This is a genomic window from Rhodococcus sp. K11/5 (assembly GCF_055193735.1).
On the sequence record NZ_CM143721.1, the window covers coordinates 963,190 to 988,747 of the forward strand.

The following is a 25,558-nucleotide window of genomic DNA, read 5'->3' on the forward strand; positions in this document are numbered from 1 at the left end:
CGGAGCGGAGGCAGGCGTCGGCCTCGGGGTAGGGACCGCTGTCGGAACGACTGCGGGGGTCGGTGCAGCGGTGGTGTCCGTTGCTTCGGCGACGAGTTCGGCGGGGTCGCGTGGGGTGGGCAGCGCTGACCCTCCGACGTCGGTGGAGGCCGGATCTATTGGTGCGGCTCCGTCGGCGTCGAACGCGAACAGGTCCAGTTGGGCGTCGTTTTCGCTGCGGCGGGTTACTTTCCGCTTGCCGCGTACTCGGCCACTCTCTCGTCGAGCAGGCTCGTGAACGATGGATACAGCGGGTGCTGCGGGGACGTCGGGTACCGCTGGTCGTCCTCCATCCTCGCCTGCAGAAGGTGCACCGCGTAGTACTGGAACCGAACCGGCTTGTCCTTCCACAACAGGCGCATCAGAGACCGGGTCGACTCGATCGGGTCGGCGCAGTTCAGCGGATTCCGCCACCTCTCGGGGTCGCTCTTGTGCACCTGGATCCGCGCTCGGTCCCGCTCCGCTTCCGCTTCCGCGCTCTCCTGGTCCGGCGGGTACGCCTCCATGTCCTCCGGGAGCTGGTTGTAGATCTCCTCGTTGATCACGAAGTCCGTCGCCTGCGCCCACGCCTGATTGATCAGACCCACCTGCTCCAGGTACGGAGCCGGTTCCCCGTTGTCCCGCACGTACCGGGTCAGCACCTGGTCCTGCATGTGGATCTTCATGTTGTCTATCCGCTCCGCGATTCGCTCGCTCTCCCTCTCGAGGAACTCCTGCTGGTCCTCCGGGCTCAGCTCCGCCGGCAAACCCACGTGCTCGAGGTAGAGCTTCATCACGTCCTGCGTTGTCGGGTCGATCATGGCTATCACTGTCCTCTGCGTCGGCAAACAAATCGAGCTGGTCATCGTCGGGATTCTTGGCCACGGTGTGCGCTCCTGGGGTCGGGCGAGACGTCTGCGCGACCCGAACCGCCCGTATCCGGGCGGGGATCGCTAACGTCGTCGTCGGCCGGAGGCACACACTCTCCGGCCACATCGGCCCTGGTGGGTCTAGCCACCCACCAGGGCCTCTGGCTGCTACGTGCGGTGCACGTACGTTGCGGTTCGAGGGGTTGTGTCAGGTTTCGGTCAGGCGCCCGGGTCGTCGAACCACCCGGCGGGCGGCGAGACGAGCTTCTTGCGCATCGGCGGTGTCGCTACGTGCACCTCGCGGGTGCACTGATACATCGGGCCGTGCTCGGCGTCGAGCATCGTGCGCAACTGCGGATCGGCATGATGGACCCACCACCCCGACATCGCCGCGCCGTCGTCGGAGGCCTTCGCTGCCTCCCACGCCGACCACAGCGCGTTCAGTCGCACCACCACCTCGGCGTGCTCCCACCAGCGTGGGCAGAAGACCCGGTTCTTGCCCGCTGTCGAGGACAGCTTGCGGGCGATGATCCCGGACAGCCACGCCTCGAACCAGACGTCGAAGGTGGTGAACGTGGGCGCAGGTGCCTCGGCGGCTCCGGTCCGCGGCGCGGATTCTGCGGCGGTCACAGGAACGGCTCTTTCCCCAGCTCGACAGGCGCGTCATCGTCGTCGAGCTGCTCGTCGACCGGTTCGAGTGCTTCGGTGATGCCGTACCGGTCGAAGGATTCGGTGATGGCGTCGGCGTTCGGGCCGTCCGACCAGTAGACCTTCTTCACCAGCACCGGCCGGTTGCCCGAAATCTGTACCAGTGCGCGTGTTTTGGGGATGGCGGCGAGGTCGTCGACCGTCAGGATCGGTTCCTTCGACCAGGACTGAGACCGCGAGGACGAGCCGCCCTCGAACATGCCTCCGCTGCGGGATTTGGACCACCGCTCGACGTCGTGGTCACCGACGAGCGCGGACAGCTCTGCCAGCGTGGTCTTGTCCTTCACTCCGCCTCCGTACCACAGGAAGTTGGCGGCATCGAGGAGCTGTTTGACACCGTCCTGCCCCCACACGCGCTGGGCCTGGGAGAGGTTCTGCACGATCGTCATGACGCAGATGCCCTGCGATCCGAGGTGCGAGTACCAGGCCGGGAGTTCCGGGAGGCGGCACACGTTCGCGGCCTCGTCGAGGACGCCGAGCATCGGCACCGGCAGCCGGCCGCGCGGGCTGTGCCGTGCGGTGCGCTGCGCGGCGTCGATGATCGACCCGATCAGTGCCGTGGTCAGCGCGGACGACGAATCGGGGCCTTCCTTCGACAGGGCGTAGAGGGTGTCGGTGCTGGTGACGAACTCGTCGACGACGAACTCCGGCATCGAGTGCGGGTAGCGCACCCCGCTGCCGATCTTGGTGTCCGGAACATCGGGGGTGGAGAGGTCGACCCGCGTCGGCGGCATGATCGACATCGCGTACGACTTCTCCTCCAGCAGTCCGATGAATCGGCGTGCCATGTCGTACAGGCCGTCTCGCTGGCGCGGGTTGAGTTCCCGCACGGATTTCAGTCGCAGCGCGACGATGTGGTGGCCGTGGTCCTGCAGGAGCGCCTGGGGGAGCTCGTTCTCCTCGTCGGAGAGCCAGCCGTAGACGTGCAGCAGGTCTCCGCCGCCGCACGCGGCCGCGAACATCATCTGCGCGAGCAGTTCCTGTGCGCCGCCGTCGAAGTAGGCGTCGACCCGGGCGGAGTCGTCGCGGGACGCGGCGGCGAAGTAGGAGGCGAGCTTGCGGGCCGCGACGATCGAGCCCACCCCGCGCAGCGGATTCCACCAGAACCCGTCGCCGCCGGTGAGCGGACCTTCGGCGATACCTTGCAGGTCGTAGCGCCAGACGGTGCCGAGTTCCTCACGGACGCCGCGGGTGAAGTCGTGACCGTCGCGCTTGTTGGAGGTGAACAGCGCCGCTCCCGGTGCGGTGCAGAGGGCGTCGATCGCCAACGCCGCCGTCTTGCCCATGCGGGGCCCGGCGAGTGCGAACAGCATGTCCTCCCACGACATGAACACTGTGTGCCCGCCGTCGACGGTGACGCCGACGATGACACCGATGTCGGCGTCGTCGAGGGTGGCCAGGTCGGCGAGGTCCGGTCGCAGCGTCTTCGCTCGGGTCGCTGCCTGCTTCCCTGTCACGCCGGTCAGCTTCGATGCCGATCCCATCAGGCGGGCCTTGGCGTCGACGTCCGTCTCGCCCGACCGTGATGCCTTCGCAGCGATCGCTACGCCGGTGAGGCCGCAGACGAGCACGAAGGCGAGGGCGAACACCCACGTCGAGGCAGTCGGCCACAGCACCTTCCCGCCGGCGGCGGAGAACAGAGCCTCGAACGGGTTGCCCGGCAGGTCGCCGGTGGTGCCGGCGACGAGATGACCGGCCCACAGCGACCCGTAGGCGAGCGCGATCATCACGATGACGGTGGTGATCGCGATCAGCGGGAGCGTCGAGGAGGTGGTCCCGGCTCCTCGGGAGGTCGGTCTCTTGGTCACCATGCGCTCGCACCACCCTCGGCCGGACGTGTCGTGCCGGTCTGCGGAGCTGCGAGTGGGAACGGGCGGGTGTCCTTCCACGCGGTGACCACCCTCTGCCCACTGTCGATGCGGTCCCCGACGGTGTCCGCGGCGCTGTGATCCGGCCGCGGCGCCCTGGTAGCGGCGGCTCCGCCACCGATGAGACCGAGGACGATAAGAGCGGCGCCGACGAACACCACGGTCGATTCGCTCGGCCACATCACGCTGCCGCTGGCAGCGGCGAACAGTGCTTCGAACGGGTTGACCGGCAGGGCTTGTCCGGTGTCGGCGATGGCGTGACCGGTGCGCAGTGAGCCGTAGGCCAGTGCGATCGACACGACGACTGCGGAGACGACGATCAGCGGGAGCGCCGGCGACGTGGTCACGGTCGTCCGGTGCGTCGTTGGTGGGGTCATGCGCCCAGCCCTCCGTCGATGGCGGAGTCGACGTCGCGGTCGAGTTCGATGACGCTGGCGACGCGGTCGGTGATGTCGACGATTGCGCCGCTGGTGGACCGGGTGCGTCGCGGTGTCTCGAGCATGAGGTCGGCCAGGCGGATCGGTTCGACGTCCGAGGAGGTCGCGGACACGTCGAGGGTGTGTTCGGCGATGTCGTCGAAGTCCAACCCGGCGAGTTCGGTGGGCAGGTCGTCCAATGCATCGTCGGACAGTCCGGGATGCAGGACGGCATCGTCGATACCGTTCTCGACCAGTCGGTACCGCCACGCGTCCTCGTGCACGGCAGTGCGGTTGGTTGTGTCGTCTATCCAGCTCTGGTCGGCTGAGCTGGTGACGGTCTGCGCGGTGACCAGCTCGTGTGCGACGCCCGCTGCGGCGAGGTAGGCGGCCGCGCGTACCAACGACGCATTCGAGTCGAGCAGTCCGAACGCGCGACTGTCGCTGCGCGGCTCGTGCGAGTGCGACCGAGACCGCACCTCGTGCCGTTGAGCGGCAGCTCGGTCGGGGAGGGCGCGGCGACGGGCGGCGGCCAGCGCTGCCCGGCGACCGCGCTGGTAGGCAGACGCCGCGATCTGTGAGCGCCGCTGCTGCTCAGCGGACGACGGTGTGCGGGTCATCGCCGACCGCCGGCAGTGAGCGCGGACGGGGAGTCGGAAGTGTTGTTCAAACGGAAGAAGGAGTTCGACATGAAGGGCCTTCACTGGGAGCGTCGGCCAGCCACAACGCAACTCACAGACGCTGAAGCAATGTCTGTGCAGCGCTGATGCTGGATGGACGCTCGACCGTGACCCTCATCGACGGTCGAACGCTCTCAACATAGCGCATGTGCGATCAGGACGCAGCTCTCCGTAGCGTGAAGCCGAGCGTCGCGAACCGTCAACCGAATGCACGGGCGACTGGTACTCGAACAGAGGCGCGGCGGTTCCGATATGGGCCGCAACGGCGGCGGTAGATTCCGTTGAATGTCACCTAACGGAGTCGAGCATCCGCAATCCGAGCGGCCGGACCACGAAAGTGGGGAGCGACGAACCGAGAGCCCCCTCCAGAACTACCAGGCACCACGTCACGGAGAAGACCGCCTCCTGGTCGGCCTCGAGAACGCCTCACAGGCAGCTCCGGTCGCCGACGAGGCTTTCGCGATCTTGAACGACGTGATGATGTTTCTGGACGAGATGCTGCGCGTCGCCTCGACAGCCGATCAGTCGCAATGGTTTCCCAACAACACCGCGGCAGTGGCCTGTCTCGGCCGGGCCTACCAGGGCGTTCAGTCTTGCGTCATTCTCTGTACGACCGGCCTCTACCTGGACGCGAGAGCAACGATACGTCTCGTCTACGAGGCCGGCGGGCTGGCCACCGCGCTAGCGAAAAGCACAGAAGACGCCGAAAAATGGCTCCACGAGAGTCACTGGAAGAGTGATGGATTCACGCGGAAGATACGCTCGGAGTTAGCAGGAGGAGGTAAAACCGCACGACGCAACTACGAACGGTTCTACAAAGAGGCGAGCGCACACGCCCATCCAGCCCCAACGTCCGTTATGCCCATAGTGTTCGGGAACGATTCAGACAACACGTTCGGAGTTCGCCTCTATCCCGAGTACGACGAGCAAAGGTTCCGCTCTGTCGCACGTGAGATCACGGCGGTCGCCCTCCATGTGGCGTACTCGGCTGTCGAGGCCACTTCGGAGATCGAAACAATCCCAGCAGAATGGCTCGCGCATCTGGACAAGGCCCGGCTCACGTTCGACGAATCATTCGAGGAGATCGAGCGGGACTGGGAAGAGCACGAGCGGAGACACGCGATCTTGACCGCGCGTGTACGTCACGATGACGAACTGAACCAGATCCTCGACGCAGATCCCACCAGCACTCGAAATCTGAGAAAGCTGTATGGCAGTTGCGAAGAGCCACCGCCCCTATCGTCGGGCGACGACGACGACCCTGCACCTACCAGCGATCCAGGACGCTAGCTGAGCGGGGCAAAGCCCGCCTCCTACGTGAAACCGAACAGCAGTCCTACGCGAGCACGCGTCCCCTCGCTGTCGTAAGCACTGACCGGAGGGCCACTGCTCAGCTGGGATGCATCCACACCTACCAGCGTGGATGTCCGGGTCAAGCGGAGAACATCGTCCAACACTGTCGTCGCCATCGGCAGAAGACGCTCGATGAAGACGGCCGCGTCGATGTGATCCCCAATGGGTGCCCGGGAGCGACGCAGACCCCACTTATCAGCGCCTCCAAGCCGGTCGAACTTGTCAGCAAGGTCATCGGCCTCGTCCTGAGGTAAGCGCACGAGCGTTTCGGGCTGCCTGGCCGTTGATTCGCTCGACGAGATCGTCGAAAGGCCCTCACCGTGAACGGTGTTGCGGAGCGTGCGGCATATCCAAAATATGACGTCGGCATCACCGTCTGGTTTGAACAGCGCCTTGAGGTCGTCATTGTTTAATTTTTTCCGCCAGTCCGATTTCTGCCAACCCGCGTACGCCCGTTCATCATGCGGCAGGCCTTCGACGAGATGCGCGGCACGAGCAGCGGCATCGAAGGCGCCGACGAGGTTGACCATGAAGTAGTCGAACGATTCGACTATACGGTCGGCGGTGACGTTGGTCTGAGCAGCCAGGGTTGCCACGAGCAATCTGTCGCGGCACCGGAGCAGGCGGATCATCCGTTCTTTGACAGACTGACCTAAAAGCTGCGGCCCGTCATTGCCCGTGGCGCAAGTGTGCTGGTCGAGGGCGCTCGCCCACACCCGCCACGAGGGAAGGAGTTGTTCCACGGCCAGTGTGAACAGTGACCGTTTGGGGAGCGTGAGTTGTTCAGGTCCAATAATCGGGTACCTTCCCTGCTTGCGGAGGTACAAGCCCACGATCCCTATCGCCCGAGCTGCTGAACAGGCGTTGGCGTCCGTGATGTAGCCGGCCAAACTCGACAGGGTGCTCGGTTGGGTGCTGACCAACAGGTCCGCGCCCATTTCGACACTAACTCGGGCGACCAGAACCTCCTCTAACCATTGGTCGGCGGACAGGCCGACCGCGGCCGCGTCTTCAGCAGCGAACTGTTCGTAGGTGCTGTATGGCCATACAGCGCGCCCGGCCGTTCTTCCTCGGCCTTTGGCGATCCAGAACCCGAGATAGTCGTTCGACGCTTGCGGCGTGCTTGGAATCACGATACGACCGACATCGGCGGGGTCGCTGTCATTACCGATCCAGTACAGGTCGATGTCGTCCCGACAGGCCAGTGACCACAACATGCTCACCGGGTCCGGTGCGTCGAGCGGGGCGCGATCGTTTCGATCCCACTGTTCAACGCATCCCTGACTGTGAGAGAAATCGACAACAACGCGGAGCGGTCGCCCGCCCTCATCGAACGGACCAGGTGGATCCCCGGCGCGCTTCCCATGCTTCGCTATCCGGGGCAGGACCATCGGCTCATCTTGGTCTTTGATCGCCCGTAGGAGCAAGACCTCGGCTACCGGTCTTGGTAGTCGCGATGGTAGTTGGATACCTTTCTCGGCTCTTCCCAGATGAGGGTGTAGGTCGGCCGGGCGCGTCGGTCCGCAGGTAGACGTCGAGGTCTCCCGACGATGGAGGTTCCTACGCCATCCATCCGAAAGACCTCGACGTGTCCGACGCTACCCCGCCGGCCGGCTTCGGCCGCCCTGACCTGACCGCCTTCGCGGCTCATCCCGATCGACCCTGATCGGGTCTGCTGACCCCCTCGACGAGAACGCAGCGACATCACAGCCACCCAACCCCGACCGTCCGGGAAGCCGGGGCACGTCACATGGCCTGTGCTGCGGGCGTGTCGAGTGGGTCGTCCAGGGGCGACGCAGGAGCGTCGACGCGACGTGCTGAGAGGTGGTTCCAACCGAGCGCTAGGACACCGGCTACAGGCATGGCGATAGGTCAGGAACGGCGTCGCTCCCTGCGCAGGAGGGAGCGCAGAGTCTCGGCGTTCGCGTAGCCGACCCGTAGCGCGATCTCGGCGGAGGTGAGGTCCGTGGTTGCTGAGAGGTGCCGAGCTCGTTCGATGCGAAGCCGTTGGACGAAGCCGAGCGGAGTGAGGTTGAGCGCCGCACGGACTCGTCGTTCGAGGGTGCGCCGGCTGGTGCCGAGCGACTGCGCGACGAAGGCGACGTTGAACGGTTCGTCCAGGCGGGCGCGCACGAAGCGTTCGAACTCGACGACGATCGGGTCCTCGTGCCGGAGATGTTCGTAGGCGACGAAGGCCGCCTGCGACGGACGCTCGTCGATGATGAGGAGCTTGGCGACATGTTGGGCCAGGTCGGGGCTGATCGATCGCACGAGTGAGAGCGCGAGGTCGATGTGGGCGAACGCGGCGCCGGCGGTGACGAGGTTCCCGTCGACCACGACCATGGTGTCGAGATCGAGGGCGACGGTCGGATAGCGCTTCAGGAACTCCGGCCCCAGGAACCAGCTGGTCGTCGCCCGCCGATGATGCATCCGTCCGGTCTCGGCGACGGCGAACACGCCGGTGCACGCCGCGGCGATCCGGGTGGTCGCGTCGTCGAGGCGCCCGAGTGAGGCGATGACCGAACGTGCATCTCGGCTCTGGAGGGCGTCGTGGGTCGCGGCGGCCGTGAGGGTTCCAAGCGCAGGGACGACGACCACGTCGAACTCTCCGGACTCCGACAGCGGGTGGTCCACCGACAGGGTCATCGATGCCGTCGTGGTCACTCGCCGTTTCGGTCCGAGGATGGCGAGTTCGATCGGGTCGATCCGCGGGTCGACATCGCCGCGGGCTCCGTCGGCCACCCGCACGATGTCGATGACCGACGCGACCGCCGAACCGAAGCAGCCGTCGATCGCGATCAGTCCGATACGCATGGCGCGAACAATAGCAATACTGTCGTATACGCCACTCCCCACCGGCCCTCGCTCGTCATACGCTGAACTCGCCCCACGAAGAACCCCGACTTCAAGGAGAATTGCTGTATCCGAGTAGGTCGGCGAGCGTTGCGGCGTCGAGTTCTTTGGTCAGGTCGTGCAGCGCTGCGTTGCGAATCGCGAGGATTTTGATGCCGAAGACCTGTCTGAGTGTATTCAGAAGGGTCTGCTCGGTGATGTGATGCCCGGCCCGTGTTCCTGGGAACAGCCACGGGGATTGATTGTTGGTGGTGCGCTGGTTGGCGCGTGAGGTCAAGTATTCATGGAAGAGGGGGAGTAGCGGTTCGGGCACTGGCGCAGGATGTTCACCGAGGTGGAGGCTGATTCCCGTTGGTGTGACTTCTACTTGCTCCGTGCGCATTTCGGCGATCCGGCGGACCGGCAGCGCATACAGAAGAAGCATCAGTGCAGCGATCCGGTTGTTGAGCACCACTGCCTCCGACTCGAGGACTGTTCGAATCAGTGTAAAGCGTTCGTGGGATGAGGCGAGTGGTGTTTGCCGAGCCTCGCGGTATTTCAGGTGGTAGCGCTTGCCGATCCCTGTTTTGGCTCGCCATTGGAGAAAGTTGCGTGCTGCCATTCGGGTGGTGGTCCCAGTGGAGAAGTACTCGTCGACGTGGGCCTGAGTCAGTGCGTCGACAGTGACGTGATGGTTCTCGCTCAGCCAGATCAGGAACTTCCCGGCTTCGGTGATCTCTTGCTTCGCGGTTCGAGTTGCGTTGTCCATGTTGCGGATTCGGTTTCCGTGGATGCGGCGAAGGTGATGCCATCGGGCAAATTGTTCGAGAGCGGTGCGAACATCTGGTCGGTCTGCGAGTGTGTCGAGCCGGTTCTCGAGCCACGTCTGGAACCGGGCGAGTCGAGGATTACCGCGGTCGGGCAGGATGTGAAGGTCCACCAGCATTTCTCGAAGGTGTTCGACGTGTCGGCCAGGGGGTAGCTCGTCGAAGGCACTGTGCGAGAGCATCAGCTCACGGTCACCGATCTTCTGCAGCAGCTCGGCAGCCGATTTGCCTCGCATCCAGGTAACGATGCTCTCCGGACGTGACACGTTCGCCAGTTCTGCGACGAGCCGTTTGAGTCGGAGGTCTGGGGGATCGTGCGGTCGTAGAGCCGCGGTGAGGTCTGCGGTGACGACGCATCGTGCGCAATGTCCACCACGTAGGCGCTCGGCCTCGCGGCCGCAGTTCGTGCAGTCGAGGGCAGTGGTGATGCCTGCGCATTCCCGGCAGATCGACTGCCCCTCGGGCGATCGTCCTGGCGTCATGCGTTCGGCTCCGCACAATGCGCAGCGGCCGTAGGTGCGCACTGCAGCGGTGAAGCACGCACCGCAGAGTGATTCGGTGGGCCATCGGACTCGGTGCCGGGAAACAGCGATAGTGCAGCGATCGCACACCTTCGATCCGCCGACCGTACGCGGTCGGCCTCTGGGACGGTCAGGCATCGTCGTCGGTGATTCGCGCCCTGACTGGGCTGTATGCGTCAAGGAGAGGAACGTCCGTTGGCGAGTTCACTGCACGCTTGTCTCGTCGACGGTTCGCGTCTGTCGCGGTGTAGGTCACGAGGTCGCCGGCTTCGATGCCGAAGATGTCGCAGAGGGCAACGAGAACACTGAACGCGATGCGTTCGGGTTCCTGTCCGACAATCCTGTAGATCTGTGATTCGGACAGGGTAATTCCTCTGTCCCGCAACGGTTCCACGAGGTCACGACTGTTCTTCATTCCAACGCGTGCCATGTGCTCACGCACACGCCAGCGATACTGTATTTCACGTTTCATCGTCTGCCTTTCCTCTCGCACCATCTCGTTCACCGACGCTGCGACGCAGCGTGTTCGACAACACTTGTTCCAGATGGCGTGCCCGGTAGTCGGGGGAGGCGATCGTATAGATGGAGGTCGTTGCTGCGTGTTCGTGGCCGAGCTGCATTTGCACGAAGCTCAAGTCGTATCCGTACTCGGTCTGTAGATGAGTTGCATACGCGCGTCGGAGCGAGTGCAGGTCCAAGCCCGGCGGGAAGCCGAGCTCGTCCACCAGGTTTCGCATCCGCTTCCACAGGTCTCTGCCGGCGACAACACCTCCGCGGTCGGTGGGGAACAGGTCGGCGAGCGGCTGTCCGTAACGGGGTAGGCCGTAGTTGACCCAGTGTTCGAGTGCCTCTGCAGCCCAGTCGAATACGGTCAGGACTGTGCGTTGTTTGGCGGGTGAACCGCGCATCGCTTTTCCGTGCCTGATACGTAGCAGTCCCCATTCACCGAAACCAGGGGCACGGGCGTTTCGTGAGCAGTCGACCAGTTGCAGCTGTCGCCCTTCGCCGGCCCGCAGGCCCCATCCGTACAAGACCTTGAACGCCACCGCATCGCGCCACGCAGCAAGTGCGCCTTTGCGTCCCGAGTTGAGGATTCGTTCCGGTTCGAGATCGGCGAGGTCGAAGAACTGCTGTAGCTCCGCCTTGGTGAACGGGCGCCGCTTGTCCTGGGTGTCGTTGGTCTGCACATGAGTGGCTCGGTTGAATTCGGTGATCACCTGCGAGAACACGGTCCCGAACAGCCGCCCGCAGTTCTCGTTCCACTCGTAGACGGGGTTGGTCGCGTACTCCAAGAACAGTCGGACGTCGGACTGATAAGCCCGAATCGTGGCGTGAGAGAGATTGCGTACCCCACGCAGATGAGCGAAGAACTCGTCGGCATCGTGCGGGGACCATTGCCACGGTGGGGATCCCACGAAGTCGACCATGCGATGGATCAGTTTGATTCGGCGGTCGGCGGTACTTGCACGGAAATTCTGGGTGATCTGCGCGCGTCGCCAGCCGACGAGGACATCGTCGAGGAAGGCTTCGGAGGATGCGGAACTATCGGCCGGAAGGTAGATCAATCGACCACCAACGTCACGTCGGTCCACGTCAGCACCCTTTCGTCTGTCTGCATATTCTGCACTTGAAGAGCGCAAACTGCAACGATAGCTGCCATAACGCCTGCTCAGACCGGGCTGCTTGTCGTGACACTGTCTCATCGGAGCGGCGCCTAGATGTGGACCTGGGATGTGCATGCCGATGGTATCGATGCAGCTCAGGCGAGTATCGGCGAAGCACGGGGGCAGTTACACGAAGCAGAGATATTCGCGCCAAGTGCTGATAACCAATCTACATTATGTCATAATATAAATTATCGGCGATGAGTGTCATTGTCGACAATGGGTGGTTCAGTTATAGGTGCACATGCGAGCGGCCGCGTCACCGCGACGTCTGTCTTCTGGTCCAGTACCACTACGCGGACGGCTGGCGACGACACGGTGCGCGCTGGTTAGATGGCGACTGCGCGCAAGCCGTCGTTCTGTCTGCTAGCCTCCGCATACCGGAAGTAAAAACGAGGCTTGAAGCCCCGCGCATACGTCACTCGCCGAGCGACCACTTCTCCCTAGAAGGAGAAGTGTTATGCACCAGAAGCGCACGCCGGAATTACAGGCCGAAGTAGCGCAGTCCTCGCCGCCGAACGGTCGACCGCAGACGATGAGAGCCGCCGCCGTGTCGCTGACCGGGCTGTCGGCGGTGTTCCTGTTCGAGATGCTGGACAACTCGATTCTGAACGTCGCCCTGCCCACCATCGGACGTGACCTGGGCGCCTCGGCGACTTTGCTGCAATGGGTCACCGGCGCCTACGCGGTCGTCCTCGGCGGACTGATGCTGCTCTTTAGCACTATTGCAGATCGATTCGGTAGGAGACGGGTGATGCTCGCCGGCCTCGTACTGTTGGCCCTTGCCAGCGCTGCCACCGCCCTCGTCACCACGCCCGCGCAGCTCATCGCAGTCCGCGCGGCCATGGGCATTGCAGCGGCTATGACCACACCCGGCTCCATGGCGTTGGCCTTCCGGCTCTTCGACACAGAAGCGCTGCGCGTTCGAGCCCTCACTCTGATCTCGACAGTCGGCCTGACCGGATTGGCAATCGGGCCAACTGTCGGCGGGGTCGTCCTCGCATTCGCGCCGTGGAAGGTGCGGCTGCTGATCAACGTGCCCATCGCCATCGCCGCTTACCTCGGCATTCGAACGGGCATCACAGACGACCGCCACGAAGAATTGCATCGCGACCCTCTCGATGTCCCCGGAGTGCTCCTCGGCACGGCCACGATCGTTCTGGCGCTGGTGGCGCCGACTCTGTTCGTCGAGGAGGACTCCGGTTCGTGGTCACCATGGGTGGCGACGGTCGGCGCCCTGGTTGCTGCAGGGCTTTTCGTCATCCGCGAACACACCACCAGGTACCCGCTCCTCGATCTGGCGCTCGTCGCCCGGCCCCTCGTCTCCAGCGGCCTGGCCTACAAGGCTGCTTCCGGGCTCGCGATCGCTGCGCTCGGCTACATGACCACACTTCAGCTGCAGTTCGCGTGGGGTTGGTCGCCGGCCGCCGCATCGATAGGGATGCTCCCTCAAGTCATCGTTCTAATTGTCGGGGGCCGCCTCGTGACACCGTTCCTGCGCGCGGTGGGGACGACCCGCGCCGCCTGGATGAGCGCGGCGGCAGTCGTGCTGGGTCTCACCGTCTTCGCGGCTGGCAGTCGATTCGGCTACGCCTGGATCGCGCTCGCTCTCGTCCTCGTCGCCGCAGGGATGCGCATCGTCGGTGTCGTCGCAGGTACGAATGTCATGACCGGTCTCCCCGAAGACCGCACCACGATCGGCGCCGCCATGGTCGACACGTCGAGCCAGGTAGCCACCGGTATTGGAATCGCCGTCACCGGCACCATGGTTGCGGCATTCTTTACCGGCGACATCTCGTACACCGTGTGGACTGCTCACCAAGCGGCCACGTTCCAGACGGGAATCTCCGTCGCGGGTGCCGCTGTCGCGCTGCTTGCTGCGGTTCTCGTCGCCTTCGGGGCGGTCAGGGCGCGGTCCGGTCGCGCCGAACGATTGTCATTACAACGCTGAGCTCGGCGAACACGAGCGGACACCAACTCGTACTCGCCGCTGCCTGGACCGCAGCCAGCTCGACAGGGTCCTGCGGAGTGTGTTGACCAGGCGGCCCGAACATACACAGAGTGACTGTTCCCATGGGTGCCCGAACGTTCCTTCGCCGAAATCGGGCAGAGCGAAGATGTAGTAGTCGCCGTCGGGATACACCGGGACCCTCCAGGTTCCGTCAACAGAGGCCGCGTGTGCGTGGTGAGCCACAACCCGGTCAGCAGCGCTGATCCCCAGACCGCGAACAGCGGATCCCAGACCACGGCATGCCCGATCATCGCGGCCCGGTCGTACCCGCCGTCGGGCACGATGACGCCGGCGAGTACCGCTGCCGCGGACACCGTCGACACTGCGCCCCACACGAACAGCACACCGCCCGCGCACCACCAGCACATGCGGACCTGCCGATGAACGGGGCCTCGGACCCGCTCGTTCACCCACGGGAGGACAGCAGCGCCGGCCTTCATGACAGCGACGACACCGAGCGCAAGACCGCTCGCCACCGGCCGGTCGTCGGCCAGGGCCACCGCCCAGTCCCCCACCGAGGCGAGCTGCCATCGACCTCCCACCGCCCAGTACACGCTCGCGGCCGCATGCAGCAGCCCGGCTGCCGCAGCGAGGAGAAAAGGCCACCGCCGCAGGCTTAGTTATGCGTGTCGTTCCCGAGGATGTCTGCACACGATCGACACTAGGAACGATCCGTTCGCCTGAACATCCGGGAACACCCTGACACCGACGTCCACTTTCACGGTGGCCACAGCGCGCAGGTGGGACCCGTTGCCTCCCGCTGTGCTCGTCGGAGTCGTGGTGACGTCGATGGTCCTCACCAGCCGCGATCAGGTACCGCACCACGGTCAGGTCATCCAGGCGAAGTGGACGAGGTGCAGGTCGTCACCGCGCACCACCGAACCCTGCTCGTCACCCACGACCGGTCACACCTGCACCGGATGGATGCGGTGTACCGGATGGTCGACGGGAAAGTCGACGTGAACCGAGCGGCCAGCGCAGTCTGACTCGCCGCCCGGGGCAGGTTGCCCGATCATTGGACATGGTGTAGGTCGGCGCCGTCCACCCGAGTAAAGCCTGGAGCTGCCGATCGCGTACCCGTGGGTAGTCATGCGCCGAGCCATATCCTGCGGCGTGCAGCGGCGGTCACGTGGTCGCGAACTGCGGCCGGAAGCCGACTGCCCCCGTCGGCGCTGAGCAAGTCGAGCACTTGGCGGTACAACTGCGGCGCCGACACCCCGAATCGATCGGCAATGTCGGCTGCGGCGCCGCCGCCGTGTGGGGCCCATTGCACCGCGTATGCCAGCCGCGGGTCGACCGACTCGCCGGCAAAAAGGTCGGTGCCGGCCGCGGCTGTACCAGAATTGTGCGTCTCGCCATCGTTGTGCGCGTCGTTACTCCTGCCCGAGCTCGACTCGAAACGCATCGCCGATCCGCTCAACGGACGGTCATCAGACAAATCGACTCCCCGTCGAGGGCGAAGGTGAACGTCCGCAACCCGGTCCCGCCATGCTGGTCGCCGGTCACCACCGAGGTGAAGGTGGCATCCCCGTCAACGGCCAGAACCGAAAGGCGAACGCCCGCGCCGATCAAGGCCGACCTCGACCAGATAGCGATCGCACTGCGCCCACGGTGCACGCGCCCCCGGTCGTCGACTACACCGCCGTCGTCGAACGACGACAATAGTGCTTCCGCATCACCGGCATTGACGGCGTCGATCAGTCGTCGGACAGGCAACGGCACAGTCATCACCATCGGGATCATCCTCTCCGGCGACTAGACGACCCCATGGTGGCCTTCGCGTCGCCGCAACCCACCGCGGCGCGGGCCGGAAGCCGCGCCGCATCATGCGTTCGATTCGTGTCGTACCAGAGCCAGACCCGGTACTCCGGACAGTTCGGGTTGGGTGTTCAGGCCACCTCTAGGTGACCCGTCGATGGAAGGCGTGTTCGTAATCTGTCGATGAATAGTACTTGATCTCAGGTGCCGGCAATGCGGGTTGTGCCGGGCTTAGATCCATTCGAAGATCGCCGCCGCCAGCCGACCCGCGGTATCACATGACTTGCTGTCAAGCAGTCCGCGTCGCGTCGTCGACCAGGGGGACTCCACCAACGTGTGTCCAGGCAACACGCCCTGTCGATCCGAATAGCCCCGCCGAGCGCAGTCGTTGGCTCAGGAGACGTAGGCAAGGACGTCAACTCATGCTGCACTCACGCTGTCGTGCACACAGGCGGTGTGGGTCTTATCCAGGCCGTAGACGCTCGACAGTCTACCGAGCGAGTTCGAGAGGGGTCGTCCTGCTGTCCCGGATGCAACATCGGAAGGCCGCGCCGGTGTGCGCATCGAAAGGGGCTGGCGTCCTCCGTCCCGTGTGGAACTCACCTGGAGGGGTACAGAAGCAATCAGGTGCCCCGCTGCTCCTGGTTGTCGGCGGGGGTTGTCTAAGCCTACGGCGACCTTCGTCGACGACCCGATCGGGGCAATTGCCCCAGTGGATGTACTGGGCGGCAACGAACGTCGATCTCGCCGTCCCAGTCGTGAAGGTACGCCGCGACCGTGACGGGGGTGCGCCGGCAGTGCGACGTGGCCGCCCCGGGTGCACCAGTCGGTGAACCGTCGCCACCCTGCGGCGTACGCGCGGCGGGTCCCGGCCGACCGGGACGACTCCACGGCACCGGCAATCCGCGTGGCCACCGCAGCGGGGATCGCCGGTGCCGCCGTGCCCACCGAGGGACCCGAGACGGCCGTCAGCGGGCGTACGGGGGCCGTCTAGGCAGGTCGGGACTCCCTATTGCAGCCTAGACCCCGCGTCCGACACGGTTGCGGGGCAAAACTGTGCTGAACTGGCGATTTGAGCCTTATAGCGCGTTAAGTGAAACTAACAGTAATGTGTTCCGCCGAACTGCATGTGACTGTAGGTGCGCGTCGTGCACACCATCTTGGCCGGTGCATGCGGTCAGCGGCCGCGCCGCGTTGCTGCCCGAGGACGCCGGTGACGCCGCGGCAGGTCCCGCCTCTGTAGGCCGCGGTGACGTGCGAGGGCCCCGGTCCAGCGACTCTCGACACACCAGCACCGTGGCAGCGACCTCCAGTTGCCGACGGCCGAAAGTCATTTCCGCGGTGGATCCGACAGACTCCGTTCGCGCGAGCCGGAACCGATATCGCTGGGTATTGTGGTATACGGCGAATCGCCGAGTGCGCCGATGGGTCGACCTCGACCTCTGCTTTCAGCAGGATTCGGCGGGTACGGTGACGCCATGTACTCGGTTTTGATACCGGCGGCGGTCATCTCCATCGGAGTACTCGCAGTGGCGCTACCGACCCTGATCGTCGTCGAGATCGCGCACGCGGTCCTCGTGCGACGAGATCGCGCCCGGCGCACGAGCAGCTGACCACGCCGCCCCGCTGCGACAAGTCCCACCCACGACCCTGACCGGTCGGAATGCAACCGTCGCCACGACCCGTAGATCCGGCCGCGTGCGCACCATGGTCGAGATCGACGCACAATGGCTGCCATGGCCAGACAGAACCCGCGTTGCACGGACACCTCGACCTCCCGCGGGCACTGCGGTGGCCTCCTCCTCAGACGCCCCGACCGGGACCGGCCGAACCGGCGACCGCATCAGTGGGTGTGTTCGGTCGACCCCGACCACACCACCGGGAGAGTGTGAACCACATGCCGCCGTTCCTGGACTCGGACGCTCACGCGAATGATCGCAGAGCACGACAACATCCTGGACCGGTGAGAACCGACGCGGTCAGACGATCACCGCGCGGCGGCGGCAGCACCGGACGGAGCGGCCGCCACCCGCTGCGCGGGATCCGCGGCGCCTCGCACCGAGCCGTCGCCGGTCGGCGCGCCCGACAGCATTCGTGCATCTCGCACCATCTCCTCCCACACCTGCGGGTGCGCATCGGCGTCGATGGTGCGTCGATCCCACCACATCATCCGGGTGCGGTACCGATCACTCGGATACGCCGCCGTCGGCACCGCAGTGTCGATGACCCCACCCGAGGTCTCCCACTGCCGCAACACGTGATCGGCCGCGCTGGCGAACAGATAGCGGCTACCGGTCAACGCCATCGTCGGCAACGCGGTCCGCGCGAGCGTGGCCGACACTGCCCGCCCCGGCGCCCCGTCACCGACCCAGGCACTCTTCATCTCCACAATTCCGTGCGGCATACGCGACCGCAGCCGTTGCGCCACCACCGGCAGGCCCGGCGAGTGCTCCCACTCGGTCAACACATGCGACTGCTCGATCATCACGTACGGGCCCTGGGCGCGTACACCACCGAGCATCACCCCGGCCTCGTCGAGGACGACGAAGAACACCGTCGTCGTCGCACCGGATGCCACCTCGTCGAGATCGAGTGCGACGCTCACCCCGTGCCGTGAGTACGACGCCCACGCGCCGTCGACGAACCGCGACCACAACGCAGGATCACCCGACGGCGTCGCCGCCGCCAACGTCAACGACCCGTCCACGCTCACACTGCGACGCGAACGACCCGCCATACCCAGCGCACCCCCTCCGACGACAGCAGGATCGAACAGGGCGGTGGCGGTGGACGACACGGACTGGACAGCCGGAGCAGTCATGGGGAACTCCCTGAAAGAAGGCCGAGCCCGGGCCGACCGGACCCGACGTGAGAAATGCGGCGCCGGGCACGGCGCCGTCACCGGGCTGCCCTGACGGCAGCCTCTTCGCATGGTGACAGAGAAACCAATCACGGGCACGTCAAATGCAGTGCACGCCAACCGCAGGTCGGTTTCATCGCATCTCGTGGTGCGGTGTCACATATCGACGGCTACTCGACTCACAGGTCGTGGTGACATCTGACAAGGGTCGAGATGTTCGTCGAAGTCGACGTCGACGTCGCGTCGTCGAGACGGATCAGGTCAGTCGCGTGCCGGTTCTACGATCGTCCACGGCGCCGACGGCCGGCGCCCGTCCGGGGCGTCGCTCACGATCAGGGTGCGGTGACGCAGCATCTCGGGCGGCATGTCCTGCCACCGGCGGGCCGCGTCGACGTCGGAAGTGGTCCACACCGTCTTAACGTCCGGTCGTCCATCGTGGTCGACCTGTTCGGCGCTACGTTCGTGTTCTCCGCCGTGGTCGGCGCTCTCGACGAGGCGTCCCAGTTCAGCGAGGTACGCGTGCTGGCGCCGACCGGTCCCGGACGCCGAGCGGTCGAGTTGCTCGCTCCGCACCTGCGGCGGCCCGCGGTGGCGTCCGGCGAGCCCGTCCGGGTTCAGCCGCCGCGTGGCAGCTCGGCGCTCGTAGCCGTCCGCTGACGACCATCCCTACATCGTCCTGGTCGACACCTGTGCGGCGGCCCCAACACGCGTCCCTTGCCGACCTCGCCGATCTTCACACCCGCGGCGCCGCCGAAACACCCCCGACAGTGACCACCGACCTTCTCTGTGATCGCGCCGAGGCCCGATAGGGTCAACCGGTTGACACTGGCACGGTCGGAAACAATCCCGGTACCTCGTGGGCGCCACCACGAAGTCTGCTTCAATGCAGCACATGAGCCGAGATTCGGGGGACGTCACCACATTCACCCCTTTCGTGGGTGCCGAAGTCACAGTCACTGACCGCACCTCGGGGACTGTCGAGCGTGGTCGCATCGTCGACGACTACGGCGACGCGGTGCTCTCGGCACAGGTGTCCGGGCGGAACTGGGCACCGGCGCGCCGGTGGGCGGTCGCATTGGAGTCGGGGCGGCTGATCTTCGCCGACACCGCCGACTTCAACCCGCCCGCACAGCCGGGCGGAGCCGGATTCGCCGGGCACCCGGGCGGATCCGAAAACGCCGGACAGTCGCCCGCGCAGCCGGGTGAATCCGGGCAATCCGCACGGCCCGGCTGAGCCACAGGCCCCGATCATACAGCGGGGACTTCTGCTTCTCCCTCGCTCGCGCGGGGACGCGGTGGGTAGTGCCCGTCGGGGGCGTTGCTGACCACCAGCGTGCGCCCGCGCAGCGGCTCCGGCAGCAGTGACCGCCACCGCAGCGCCTCGGCGGGATCGGTGCTCGTCCACAACGCCGACACCAATTCGGCGCGGCCGGTCGACGCCGGTGCCCTCAGCTCCACGGTGTACACGTACGGCAACGGCCCCGCCGCGGCGAACAACGGTCCCCACACCTGCGGGTCGACGATCCCCCCCTGCGGATCCTCGACGTAACGCACCTGCGCTCCCCACGCCGCGCAGTACGCACGCGCCGCCTGCGCAGCGCCCACGAGCGTCGACGCCGCCCGCACCACCACCGTGTCCCGGTCGTCGACCAACCACACCAGAAAACCCGCCGCCGACCCGTCTGCGCTGTCCCCTCGCCCCGCAGCGAGGTCGAGAAAATCGCACGAACGTGGTGTCGGATCGGATCGATGAGCCATGTCGACCATTCGGAGCCGCAGCCCAGCCGGCGCGTCGGGGCCGGCCACGTCACGCGCACCGCACATCGGCACCTGTCTGCACTCTTGTCGTCACCGGTAGCCGGCAATGACACGTAACGAGATGTGGCACTAACCCGACACATAGGTGGAACCGAGGAATGGGACAAATGACCACCGCAGGACACGGCAACGCCGATGGACGCGACGACACAGGTCAGGACGTCGCGGCTCGACCGGCCGAGACCACCGGCCACCCGACGGCCCGACCCGAACGTCGGCGGATATCGACCTCGAGCAGCTGCACGACGACATCGACCGGATCGATGAGACCATTCTCGCTGCCGTTGCGCATCGATCCCGGATCTCCCGCGATCTGGGGCAGCTGCGGGTCACGCGCGGTGAGCCCCGCCTCGCGCACACCCGTGAGGTCGAGGTGCTGCACCGTTTCGACGACCTCGGCCGGGAAGGGCGCACGCTGGCCACGATCCTGCTGCGCCTGGGCCGCGGGCGTCCCGCCGCCTGAGGCACCCGCACGGACGCTAAACGGCGAGCACGCAGGTCGCGCGGACGGGTCGAGTCCGGGTGCGCACGCGGGTGCACTCGGCATACGACCGGTGCTGCATCTGGCCACGGTCGGCGGTTTCCGACGTGTCCGCGGCGGGAACACAAATAGGATGACCACCACGCGATCGACCGCTGCCGATCCACCGTCCTCCGATCCGGACGGCCCGGGCAAGCCCGACTCCCCCACCGACCTGACACGGCCTTCGCTGCTCCACGTTCTGCGTAAGACGGCCAGGGAATTCTCCAAGGACCAGTGCACCGACCTCGCGGCTGCGCTCACCTACTACGCGGTGCTGTCGATCTTTCCTGCGTTGCTGGCGATGGTGTCGCTGCTGGGGGTGTTCGGTCAGGGTGAGCGCACGGTCACCGCCGTGCTAGACATCGTCGGTGATCTCGGTCCGTCCTCTGCGGTGGACACTCTGCGTGGTCCGGTCGAGCAGCTGGTGCAGGCGCCGACAGCGGGGGTGGCGCTGCTCGTCGGTGTGGCCGGTGCGTTGTGGTCGGCGTCGGGGTACGTGGGTGCGTTCGGGCGGGCGATGAACAGGATGTACGAGGTCGACGAGGGCCGCCCGGTGTGGAAGTTGCGTCCGCAGATGTTGCTGGTGACCCTGGTCGGGTTGATCTGCCTGGCGGTGGGGGCATTGATGCTGGCCGTCAGCGGCCCGGTGGCCCGCGCGGTCGGTGACGCGGCGGGTGTGGGTGAGGGCGCGCTGACGGTGTGGAACATCGTGCGGTGGCCGATCATCCTGGCGTTGGTGGTCGTGGCCGTCGCCGTCCTGTACTACGCGACCCCGAACGTGCAGCAGCCGAAGTTCCGGTGGATCAGCATCGGCGCCGTGGTGGCCATCGTGACGTGGATCGTAGCGTCCGCAGTGTTCGGGTTCTACGTCGCGAACTTCTCCAGCTACAACAAGACCTACGGGTCCCTCGCCGGTGTGGTGATTTTCCTGCTGTGGCTGTGGATCACCAACCTCGCACTGCTCTTCGGCGCCGAACTCGACTCCGAACTCGAACGGGGCCGCCAACTCCAAGCCGGACTGCCCGCCGAAGAGGACCTGCAGCTACCGCCCCGCGATACCCGTGTGTCGGACAAGAACGACGAGAAGGACGCCGAGCACGTCCAACGGGGCCGCGCCCTGCGACTGTCCCACGGCGCCGACGACTCCCCCGACGAGCACTGAGCCGACACCCGACGACACGTCGAGTTCCTGCAGTCAGCAGCGTCAGCGCCACCGGGCGCGAGCACACGCCCAATGTCGGGCGGCCGCTGTGTCCCGAGTGCGGTCGGCTGAACTAGGCCGCGCACTGGCCATCGTGACGCGACGAACCCGGCGGTGTACCGACACCACCGCCTCCGTGGGGGCGTGTGGTGGGATGTTGGTGCCCTGCCCGGACCTGCGCGGCATCGCCGAGCGCTCCGCTGTCAGGAGGACGTCCGCGATGCGCGCGGCCAATCATCGGGCGATCGTCGCGCGATGAATGGTTGCCCTGTGTTGCTACGGTCACTACCTGAGCGGGTTCCTTCGTGGACAGGGACACGACACCTCGTACCTGCTGCGACATGCCGCTGGGTTTCCTTTCGGACAGTGCCGAGGCCTGCCATAGATGCCACCACGGTGTCACCGGGAGACATAGGGACCGCGCGAGTCATGGATCCTGGGAGCACGACGTGGCCCGGTTCGAGCGCAACGCCCAGCGGGCGGTGACCCGAGGCCCACCACTGATGTCACGATCGGTAAAAGGCATTCAGCGAGCTGAATCGGCAGGCGACTCAGCTCGCTGGTGATGCGATTGGCGTTCGGTCAGGCGGGCGCTCCGGCTACCGCTCGCGGATCCGGACGAAGCGGTCAGCGAGCGCGATCTTCACGTCGACGATACAATCGGCAATCAGGACATTGCCCAGCTTGACGTCGGTTCGACCCTCGTACATGTGCAGGTCGCTGCCGTAGATGTTAGTCGTAGTGATCTTGATCAGGGCGTCCGGGACGTTGTCGACGGAGACGTTCTTCAGCTCACTGCCAGACGGTTCGCGATGTCGCCGTCGTTCATGGTTGTGATCGTGCACGGTGAACCACCCCGCTCGGGTACGAGGATACAGCTCGGCGGCGGATTAGCGATCACCTCTCCTCAGGATCACTACCAAGTGCGCGAGCCGTACCTCGCGATTTCCACTCGCGACGAATCGACAGCTCCCCTTGTGCCCCCGGATCCCCCGTCCCCTGGTGCCGTCGGCGCAGCCGGAGAAGATGTCGTCGTCCACCTCGGAGGTGTCACCAACCCCGGTAATGGTCTAGGCGTACAGGGCGGCGCCGGCCCGCCCGACGCGATGTTCGTGCCCTCCGGGGCGCCCCGCCAGGTGACGGTCACTCCTGCTTCGTCGTAACGCGGACGGCGAGTTCGGCCACCGGCACGTTCATCTGCTGCGAGAGCGTGCGCAACATCCCGAACGCTGCCACCGCGTCCAGCCCGAACCGAGGCATATCAGCGCACACCCGGCGGGTACGTGGCATTCCTCGACGAAACTACTGTGACACCGTTGGCGACAGGTCTCTGTCTTTTCGAGGAGTCGTCTGTCCGGCAACTCTGGTTATGCTGCGTATTCCCGCGTGGTGTCTGTGCTTTCTACTTGCGTGTCGCTGTGGAGGTTGGTCAGTGTCGAGCATGATGTCGCGTCTGCGGCGACGTAACCGCCGCCAGCAGCCATGCGGCACGAGGGACTGCTGCACGAATAGGTGACATTTGATCTGTGGTGCCGAGGGGCACTGCTGGAAGGATGTACCCGTGCCGAAGCCCTATCCCAAAGAGTTCCGTGACGACGTTGTCCGGGTGGCCCGCAACAGGGAACCCGGCCAGCAGCTGAAACAGATCGCCGCCGATTTCGGTATCAGCGAATCCTGCCTGGCCAACTGGTTGAAGGCCGCCGACATCGAGGACGGCATCACGCCCGGTTCGACGGCGAGCGAGAATGCCGAGTTGCGCGAGGCTCGGAAGCGGATCCGGTTGCTCCAACAGGAGAACGAGGTGCTGCGCAGGGCGGCGGCGTATCTGTCGCAGGCGAACCTGCCGGGAAAATGATGTACCCGCTCGTCCGTGAGCTGGCCGCCGACGGGATCCCCGTCGCGGCGGATGTGCCGGGTGCTGCACATTGCGCGTCAGCCCTACTACCGGTGGCTCGCCGCACCGGTGACCACCACCGAACTCGAGGAAGCCTATCGGGCCGACGCACTGTTCGACGCTCACCGGGACGACCCCGAGTTCGGGTACCGGTTCCTCGTCGACGAAGCCACCGACGCCGGGCAGAAGATGGCGTCTCGTACCGCGTGGCGGATCTGCTCGGCCAACAGATGGTGGAGTTCGTTCGGCAAGAAGCGAGGCACCAAGCACATCCGATCCGGCCCGCCGGTCCACGATGATCTCGTCGCCAGGAATTTCACTGCCGATGAGCGGAACCGGGTGTGGCTCACTGACATCACCGAACATCACACCGGCGAGGGGAAGCTCTACCTCTGCGCGATCAAGGACGTGTACTCCAACCGGATCGTCGGCTACTCGATCGACTCGAGGATGAAAGCCCGACTCGCGGTGAACGCCCTCGACTCCGCTGTCTCCCGGCGCGGCGCAGCAGGAGACCTGTTGTCCGGGTGCGTAGTTCACAGCGACCGTGGATCGCAATTCCGCTCACGAAAATTCGTCCACGCCCTTGGCCGGCACGCGATGGTCGGATCGATGGGCCGAGTCGGCGCCTGCGGCGACAACGCCGCGATGGAATCGTTCTTCGCGCTGCTGCAGAAGAACGTCCTCGACCGCCAACACTGGGCGACGCGGAACGATCTTCGGATCGCGATCGTCACTTGGATCGAACGGACCTACCACCGCCGCCGACGCCAAGCTGGGCTCGGCCGATTGACGCCCGTCGAGTACGAGACCATCATGGCCACACCAGCCACTCAGGCTGCGTGACTGAATCTGTCACCTGAACGTGCAGCAGTCCCCACCGATTCAAGGGTGGGTCTGCATCGGCATGTGTTAGGCGCCTGCAAAGCCATCGCGCACAAGGCGAGACGAGTGCACAAAGCAGACTGCTCATTGGACAACGCATCGACATGACCTGAGGTGGTACTCCTCTGCTTTCTTTCAGCCCCGTTGCCCGGGTGCGGCGGACCATGTATTTGCTCGCCTCGAAACGGCCCGCCATGCCTCACAACTCGTACGGGGCATGACGTGGGCCACTCCCCATACCCTCCGCCGCGGTCGTCGGTACCGTTCACAGGCTGCTGCTGGTGATCCGGTAGTCGCTGACCTTCCACTTCCCCTCGGCGTCGTCGTTCAGCGTCACCGTGGCGGTGTAGGTGGTGTACGGCGTGGCCTGCCCGGACTGGTGCTGCACGGTCTGCGCGATGGTCACCGGCACCGTGGCGGTGTCGCCGTCCACGGTGGTGTCTCCGTCGGGCCGTACGACGGCGGTGAGGGTGTCGCCGCTACGCGCCCACGCTGCCCACTCCGAGAGGGGTTTTGGGGCCGGTGACGGCGCCTGTGCGGCGGCGGTGGCCATCGGGCCGGTGAGGTGCCCGGCCTGGGTGTGCAGGGCGTCCCAGGTCGAGTCCTGCACTGCTGGTTGCCAGGTGAACACGCCGGCCATGACGACGGTGGCGACGTCGATCGGGTCGCTGCCGACGGGGTCGATGGTGAATCCGGCGTCGGTTCCCCCGGCCGCGGGGGTGTCGTCACTGTCGCCGGTGACCCACAGCGCGACGACGGTGCCGACGGCGACGATCAGGACGACGGCCAGGGCTGCCAGCACGACGGCGACAGTCGGGCGTCGGCGGTGGTGGGTGTCGAACACGGGTGCTC

27 protein-coding genes and 4 pseudogenes are annotated in these 25,558 nt (G+C 65.5%); 10 read left to right on the forward strand and 21 right to left on the reverse strand.

Annotation, left to right across the window (positions count from 1 at the left end):
* Nucleotides 1-224: 224 nt before the first annotated feature.
* The 5 genes from ACY466_RS04645 to ACY466_RS04665 all read right to left on the reverse strand — a co-directional run bounded on the left by ACY466_RS04645 (nt 225) and on the right by ACY466_RS04665 (nt 4,499).
* Nucleotides 225-839 (reverse strand): hypothetical protein, encoded by a 615-nt coding sequence (locus ACY466_RS04645; protein WP_463250190.1) that lies wholly within the window; start codon nt 837-839, stop codon nt 225-227.
* A 267-nt stretch (nt 840-1,106) separates the two neighbouring features.
* The gene (locus tag ACY466_RS04650; protein ID WP_463250192.1) at nt 1,107-1,517 is read right to left on the reverse strand and encodes a DUF4913 domain-containing protein; all 411 of its coding nucleotides are present in this window, start codon (nt 1,515-1,517) and stop codon (nt 1,107-1,109) included.
* The gene (locus tag ACY466_RS04655) at nt 1,514-3,406 is read right to left on the reverse strand and encodes a type IV secretory system conjugative DNA transfer family protein (protein ID WP_463250194.1); all 1,893 of its coding nucleotides are present in this window, start codon (nt 3,404-3,406) and stop codon (nt 1,514-1,516) included. The genes ACY466_RS04650 and ACY466_RS04655 overlap by 4 nt, the downstream gene beginning before the upstream one ends.
* Nucleotides 3,400-3,840, reverse strand: a complete 441-nt coding sequence (locus ACY466_RS04660; protein ID WP_463250196.1) for a hypothetical protein — start codon at nt 3,838-3,840, stop codon at nt 3,400-3,402. The genes ACY466_RS04655 and ACY466_RS04660 overlap by 7 nt, the downstream gene beginning before the upstream one ends.
* Nucleotides 3,837-4,499: a TraI DNA relaxase gene (locus ACY466_RS04665; RefSeq protein ID WP_463250197.1), complete on the reverse strand. Its 663-nt coding sequence runs from the start codon at nt 4,497-4,499 to the stop codon at nt 3,837-3,839. The genes ACY466_RS04660 and ACY466_RS04665 overlap by 4 nt, the downstream gene beginning before the upstream one ends.
* Before the next feature lie 345 nt (nt 4,500-4,844).
* Between ACY466_RS04665 and ACY466_RS04670 the strand changes: the two genes are divergently transcribed.
* Nucleotides 4,845-5,849, forward strand: coding sequence for a hypothetical protein (locus ACY466_RS04670; protein WP_463250199.1), 1,005 nt, complete (start codon nt 4,845-4,847; stop codon nt 5,847-5,849).
* A gap of 23 nt (nt 5,850-5,872) precedes the next feature.
* On the opposite strand, the gene ACY466_RS04675 is transcribed toward ACY466_RS04670, so the two are convergent.
* The 5 genes from ACY466_RS04675 to ACY466_RS04695 all read right to left on the reverse strand — a co-directional run bounded on the left by ACY466_RS04675 (nt 5,873) and on the right by ACY466_RS04695 (nt 11,684).
* Nucleotides 5,873-7,303 (reverse strand): hypothetical protein, encoded by a 1,431-nt coding sequence (locus tag ACY466_RS04675; protein WP_463250201.1) that lies wholly within the window; start codon nt 7,301-7,303, stop codon nt 5,873-5,875.
* A 481-nt stretch (nt 7,304-7,784) separates the two neighbouring features.
* Nucleotides 7,785-8,726 carry a GlxA family transcriptional regulator gene (locus ACY466_RS04680; RefSeq protein ID WP_006247388.1) on the reverse strand — a complete coding sequence of 314 codons (942 nt, stop codon included), beginning with the start codon at nt 8,724-8,726 and terminating at the stop codon, nt 7,785-7,787.
* A gap of 91 nt (nt 8,727-8,817) precedes the next feature.
* Entirely contained in the window at nt 8,818-10,053 is a 1,236-nt protein-coding gene (locus tag ACY466_RS04685; RefSeq protein ID WP_463250203.1) for a recombinase XerD, read from the reverse strand.
* Between the two features lie 169 nt (nt 10,054-10,222).
* Nucleotides 10,223-10,522, reverse strand: coding sequence for a helix-turn-helix domain-containing protein (locus tag ACY466_RS04690; RefSeq protein ID WP_463250205.1), 300 nt, complete (start codon nt 10,520-10,522; stop codon nt 10,223-10,225).
* A 31-nt stretch (nt 10,523-10,553) separates the two neighbouring features.
* Nucleotides 10,554-11,684, reverse strand: a complete 1,131-nt coding sequence (locus tag ACY466_RS04695; protein WP_463250207.1) for a tyrosine-type recombinase/integrase — start codon at nt 11,682-11,684, stop codon at nt 10,554-10,556.
* Between the two features lie 532 nt (nt 11,685-12,216).
* On the opposite strand from ACY466_RS04695, the gene ACY466_RS04700 reads away from it, so the two are divergent.
* On the forward strand, nt 12,217-13,707 hold the full coding sequence (locus ACY466_RS04700; RefSeq protein ID WP_463250209.1) for an MFS transporter: 1,491 nt from the start codon (nt 12,217-12,219) through the stop codon (nt 13,705-13,707).
* On the opposite strand, the gene ACY466_RS04705 is transcribed toward ACY466_RS04700, so the two are convergent.
* Both ACY466_RS04705 and ACY466_RS04710 read right to left on the reverse strand, forming a co-directional pair.
* Nucleotides 13,696-13,950 carry a DUF2716 domain-containing protein gene (locus ACY466_RS04705; RefSeq protein WP_463250211.1) on the reverse strand — a complete coding sequence of 85 codons (255 nt, stop codon included), beginning with the start codon at nt 13,948-13,950 and terminating at the stop codon, nt 13,696-13,698. The genes ACY466_RS04700 and ACY466_RS04705 overlap by 12 nt on opposite strands.
* 26 nt (nt 13,951-13,976) lie before the next feature.
* A pseudogene (locus ACY466_RS04710) lies at nt 13,977-14,381 on the reverse strand (DUF3995 domain-containing protein); the annotation flags it as partial.
* Nucleotides 14,382-14,648: 267 nt separating this feature from the next.
* Between ACY466_RS04710 and ACY466_RS04715 the strand changes: the two are divergent.
* A pseudogene (locus ACY466_RS04715) lies at nt 14,649-14,753 on the forward strand (ABC transporter ATP-binding protein); the annotation flags it as partial.
* Nucleotides 14,754-14,854: 101 nt separating this feature from the next.
* On the opposite strand, the gene ACY466_RS04720 reads toward ACY466_RS04715, so the two are convergent.
* Both ACY466_RS04720 and ACY466_RS04725 read right to left on the reverse strand, forming a co-directional pair.
* Nucleotides 14,855-15,187: a hypothetical protein gene (locus ACY466_RS04720; protein ID WP_463250213.1), complete on the reverse strand. Its 333-nt coding sequence runs from the start codon at nt 15,185-15,187 to the stop codon at nt 14,855-14,857.
* The gene (locus tag ACY466_RS04725; RefSeq protein WP_463250215.1) at nt 15,184-15,501 is read right to left on the reverse strand and encodes a nuclear transport factor 2 family protein; all 318 of its coding nucleotides are present in this window, start codon (nt 15,499-15,501) and stop codon (nt 15,184-15,186) included. Before ACY466_RS04725 ends, ACY466_RS04720 begins: the two co-directional genes overlap by 4 nt.
* 853 nt (nt 15,502-16,354) lie before the next feature.
* Between ACY466_RS04725 and ACY466_RS04730 the strand changes: the two genes are divergently transcribed.
* Nucleotides 16,355-16,519, forward strand: a complete 165-nt coding sequence (locus ACY466_RS04730) for a hypothetical protein (RefSeq protein ID WP_463250217.1) — start codon at nt 16,355-16,357, stop codon at nt 16,517-16,519.
* Nucleotides 16,520-17,003: 484 nt separating this feature from the next.
* A complete protein-coding gene (locus tag ACY466_RS04735; RefSeq protein WP_463250219.1) occupies nt 17,004-17,138 on the forward strand; it encodes a hypothetical protein in 135 nt (44 codons plus the stop codon).
* 374 nt (nt 17,139-17,512) lie between these two features.
* Here the strand turns inward: ACY466_RS04735 and ACY466_RS04740 are convergent, their stop codons facing one another.
* A complete protein-coding gene (locus tag ACY466_RS04740; protein WP_463250221.1) occupies nt 17,513-18,346 on the reverse strand; it encodes a hypothetical protein in 834 nt (277 codons plus the stop codon).
* A gap of 300 nt (nt 18,347-18,646) precedes the next feature.
* The gene (locus ACY466_RS04745) at nt 18,647-18,796 is read right to left on the reverse strand and encodes a hypothetical protein (RefSeq protein WP_463250223.1); all 150 of its coding nucleotides are present in this window, start codon (nt 18,794-18,796) and stop codon (nt 18,647-18,649) included.
* Between the two features lie 24 nt (nt 18,797-18,820).
* Here ACY466_RS04745 and ACY466_RS04750 point away from each other — a divergent pair, with 24 nt between their 5' ends.
* Entirely contained in the window at nt 18,821-19,042 is a 222-nt protein-coding gene (locus tag ACY466_RS04750) for a hypothetical protein (RefSeq protein WP_463250225.1), read from the forward strand.
* Nucleotides 19,043-19,241: 199 nt separating this feature from the next.
* A complete protein-coding gene (locus ACY466_RS04755; RefSeq protein ID WP_463250227.1) occupies nt 19,242-19,619 on the forward strand; it encodes a hypothetical protein in 378 nt (125 codons plus the stop codon).
* Between the two features lie 14 nt (nt 19,620-19,633).
* Here the strand turns inward: ACY466_RS04755 and ACY466_RS04760 are convergent, their stop codons facing one another.
* Complete coding sequence (locus ACY466_RS04760) at nt 19,634-20,143, reverse strand: hypothetical protein (RefSeq protein ID WP_463250229.1); 510 nt, start codon at nt 20,141-20,143, stop codon at nt 19,634-19,636.
* Nucleotides 20,144-20,288: 145 nt separating this feature from the next.
* Here ACY466_RS04760 and ACY466_RS04765 point away from each other — a divergent pair, with 145 nt between their 5' ends.
* Together ACY466_RS04765 and ACY466_RS04770 are read left to right on the forward strand one after the other, a co-directional pair.
* Nucleotides 20,289-20,666, forward strand: coding sequence for a chorismate mutase (locus ACY466_RS04765; protein WP_463250231.1), 378 nt, complete (start codon nt 20,289-20,291; stop codon nt 20,664-20,666).
* A 151-nt stretch (nt 20,667-20,817) separates the two neighbouring features.
* Complete coding sequence (locus ACY466_RS04770) at nt 20,818-21,888, forward strand: YihY/virulence factor BrkB family protein (protein WP_463250233.1); 1,071 nt, start codon at nt 20,818-20,820, stop codon at nt 21,886-21,888.
* 401 nt (nt 21,889-22,289) lie between these two features.
* Here the strand turns inward: ACY466_RS04770 and ACY466_RS04775 are convergent.
* The 3 genes and pseudogenes from ACY466_RS04775 to ACY466_RS04785 all read right to left on the reverse strand — a co-directional run.
* Nucleotides 22,290-22,412: pseudogene (locus ACY466_RS04775) on the reverse strand (2-keto-4-pentenoate hydratase); the annotation flags it as partial.
* Nucleotides 22,413-22,526: 114 nt separating this feature from the next.
* Nucleotides 22,527-22,772: a hypothetical protein gene (locus tag ACY466_RS04780; RefSeq protein ID WP_463252407.1), complete on the reverse strand. Its 246-nt coding sequence runs from the start codon at nt 22,770-22,772 to the stop codon at nt 22,527-22,529.
* A 298-nt stretch (nt 22,773-23,070) separates the two neighbouring features.
* Complete coding sequence (locus ACY466_RS04785) at nt 23,071-23,217, reverse strand: ANTAR domain-containing protein (RefSeq protein ID WP_463250235.1); 147 nt, start codon at nt 23,215-23,217, stop codon at nt 23,071-23,073.
* Nucleotides 23,218-23,488: 271 nt separating this feature from the next.
* Here ACY466_RS04785 and ACY466_RS04790 point away from each other — a divergent pair.
* Nucleotides 23,489-24,667: pseudogene (locus ACY466_RS04790) on the forward strand (IS3 family transposase).
* A gap of 304 nt (nt 24,668-24,971) precedes the next feature.
* On the opposite strand, the gene ACY466_RS04795 reads toward ACY466_RS04790, so the two are convergent.
* On the reverse strand, nt 24,972-25,550 hold the full coding sequence (locus tag ACY466_RS04795) for a hypothetical protein (protein ID WP_463250237.1): 579 nt from the start codon (nt 25,548-25,550) through the stop codon (nt 24,972-24,974).
* Between the last annotated feature and the right edge of the window lie 8 nt (nt 25,551-25,558).

What these genes read in the sequence shown, in the direction of transcription:
- ACY466_RS04740 (WP_463250221.1), bottom strand. Translation starts at nt 18,346, where the DNA reads ATGACTGCTCCGGCTGTCCAGTCCGTGTCGTCCACCGCCACCGCCCTG.
- ACY466_RS04770 (WP_463250233.1), top strand. Translation starts at nt 20,818, where the DNA reads ATGACCACCACGCGATCGACCGCTGCCGATCCACCGTCCTCCGATCCG.
- ACY466_RS04645 (WP_463250190.1), bottom strand. Translation starts at nt 839, where the DNA reads ATGATCGACCCGACAACGCAGGACGTGATGAAGCTCTACCTCGAGCAC.
- ACY466_RS04680 (WP_006247388.1), bottom strand. Translation starts at nt 8,726, where the DNA reads ATGCGTATCGGACTGATCGCGATCGACGGCTGCTTCGGTTCGGCGGTC.
- ACY466_RS04655 (WP_463250194.1), bottom strand. Translation starts at nt 3,406, where the DNA reads ATGGTGACCAAGAGACCGACCTCCCGAGGAGCCGGGACCACCTCCTCG.
- ACY466_RS04685 (WP_463250203.1), bottom strand. Translation starts at nt 10,053, where the DNA reads ATGACGCCAGGACGATCGCCCGAGGGGCAGTCGATCTGCCGGGAATGC.
- ACY466_RS04690 (WP_463250205.1), bottom strand. Translation starts at nt 10,522, where the DNA reads ATGGCACGCGTTGGAATGAAGAACAGTCGTGACCTCGTGGAACCGTTG.
- ACY466_RS04725 (WP_463250215.1), bottom strand. Translation starts at nt 15,501, where the DNA reads ATGGTGATGACTGTGCCGTTGCCTGTCCGACGACTGATCGACGCCGTC.
- ACY466_RS04675 (WP_463250201.1), bottom strand. Translation starts at nt 7,303, where the DNA reads ATGGTCCTGCCCCGGATAGCGAAGCATGGGAAGCGCGCCGGGGATCCA.
- ACY466_RS04760 (WP_463250229.1), bottom strand. Translation starts at nt 20,143, where the DNA reads ATGGCTCATCGATCCGATCCGACACCACGTTCGTGCGATTTTCTCGAC.
- ACY466_RS04785 (WP_463250235.1), bottom strand. Translation starts at nt 23,217, where the DNA reads ATGCCACGTACCCGCCGGGTGTGCGCTGATATGCCTCGGTTCGGGCTG.
- ACY466_RS04660 (WP_463250196.1), bottom strand. Translation starts at nt 3,840, where the DNA reads ATGACCCCACCAACGACGCACCGGACGACCGTGACCACGTCGCCGGCG.
- ACY466_RS04735 (WP_463250219.1), top strand. Translation starts at nt 17,004, where the DNA reads ATGTACTCGGTTTTGATACCGGCGGCGGTCATCTCCATCGGAGTACTC.
- ACY466_RS04700 (WP_463250209.1), top strand. Translation starts at nt 12,217, where the DNA reads ATGCACCAGAAGCGCACGCCGGAATTACAGGCCGAAGTAGCGCAGTCC.
- ACY466_RS04670 (WP_463250199.1), top strand. Translation starts at nt 4,845, where the DNA reads ATGTCACCTAACGGAGTCGAGCATCCGCAATCCGAGCGGCCGGACCAC.
- ACY466_RS04665 (WP_463250197.1), bottom strand. Translation starts at nt 4,499, where the DNA reads ATGACCCGCACACCGTCGTCCGCTGAGCAGCAGCGGCGCTCACAGATC.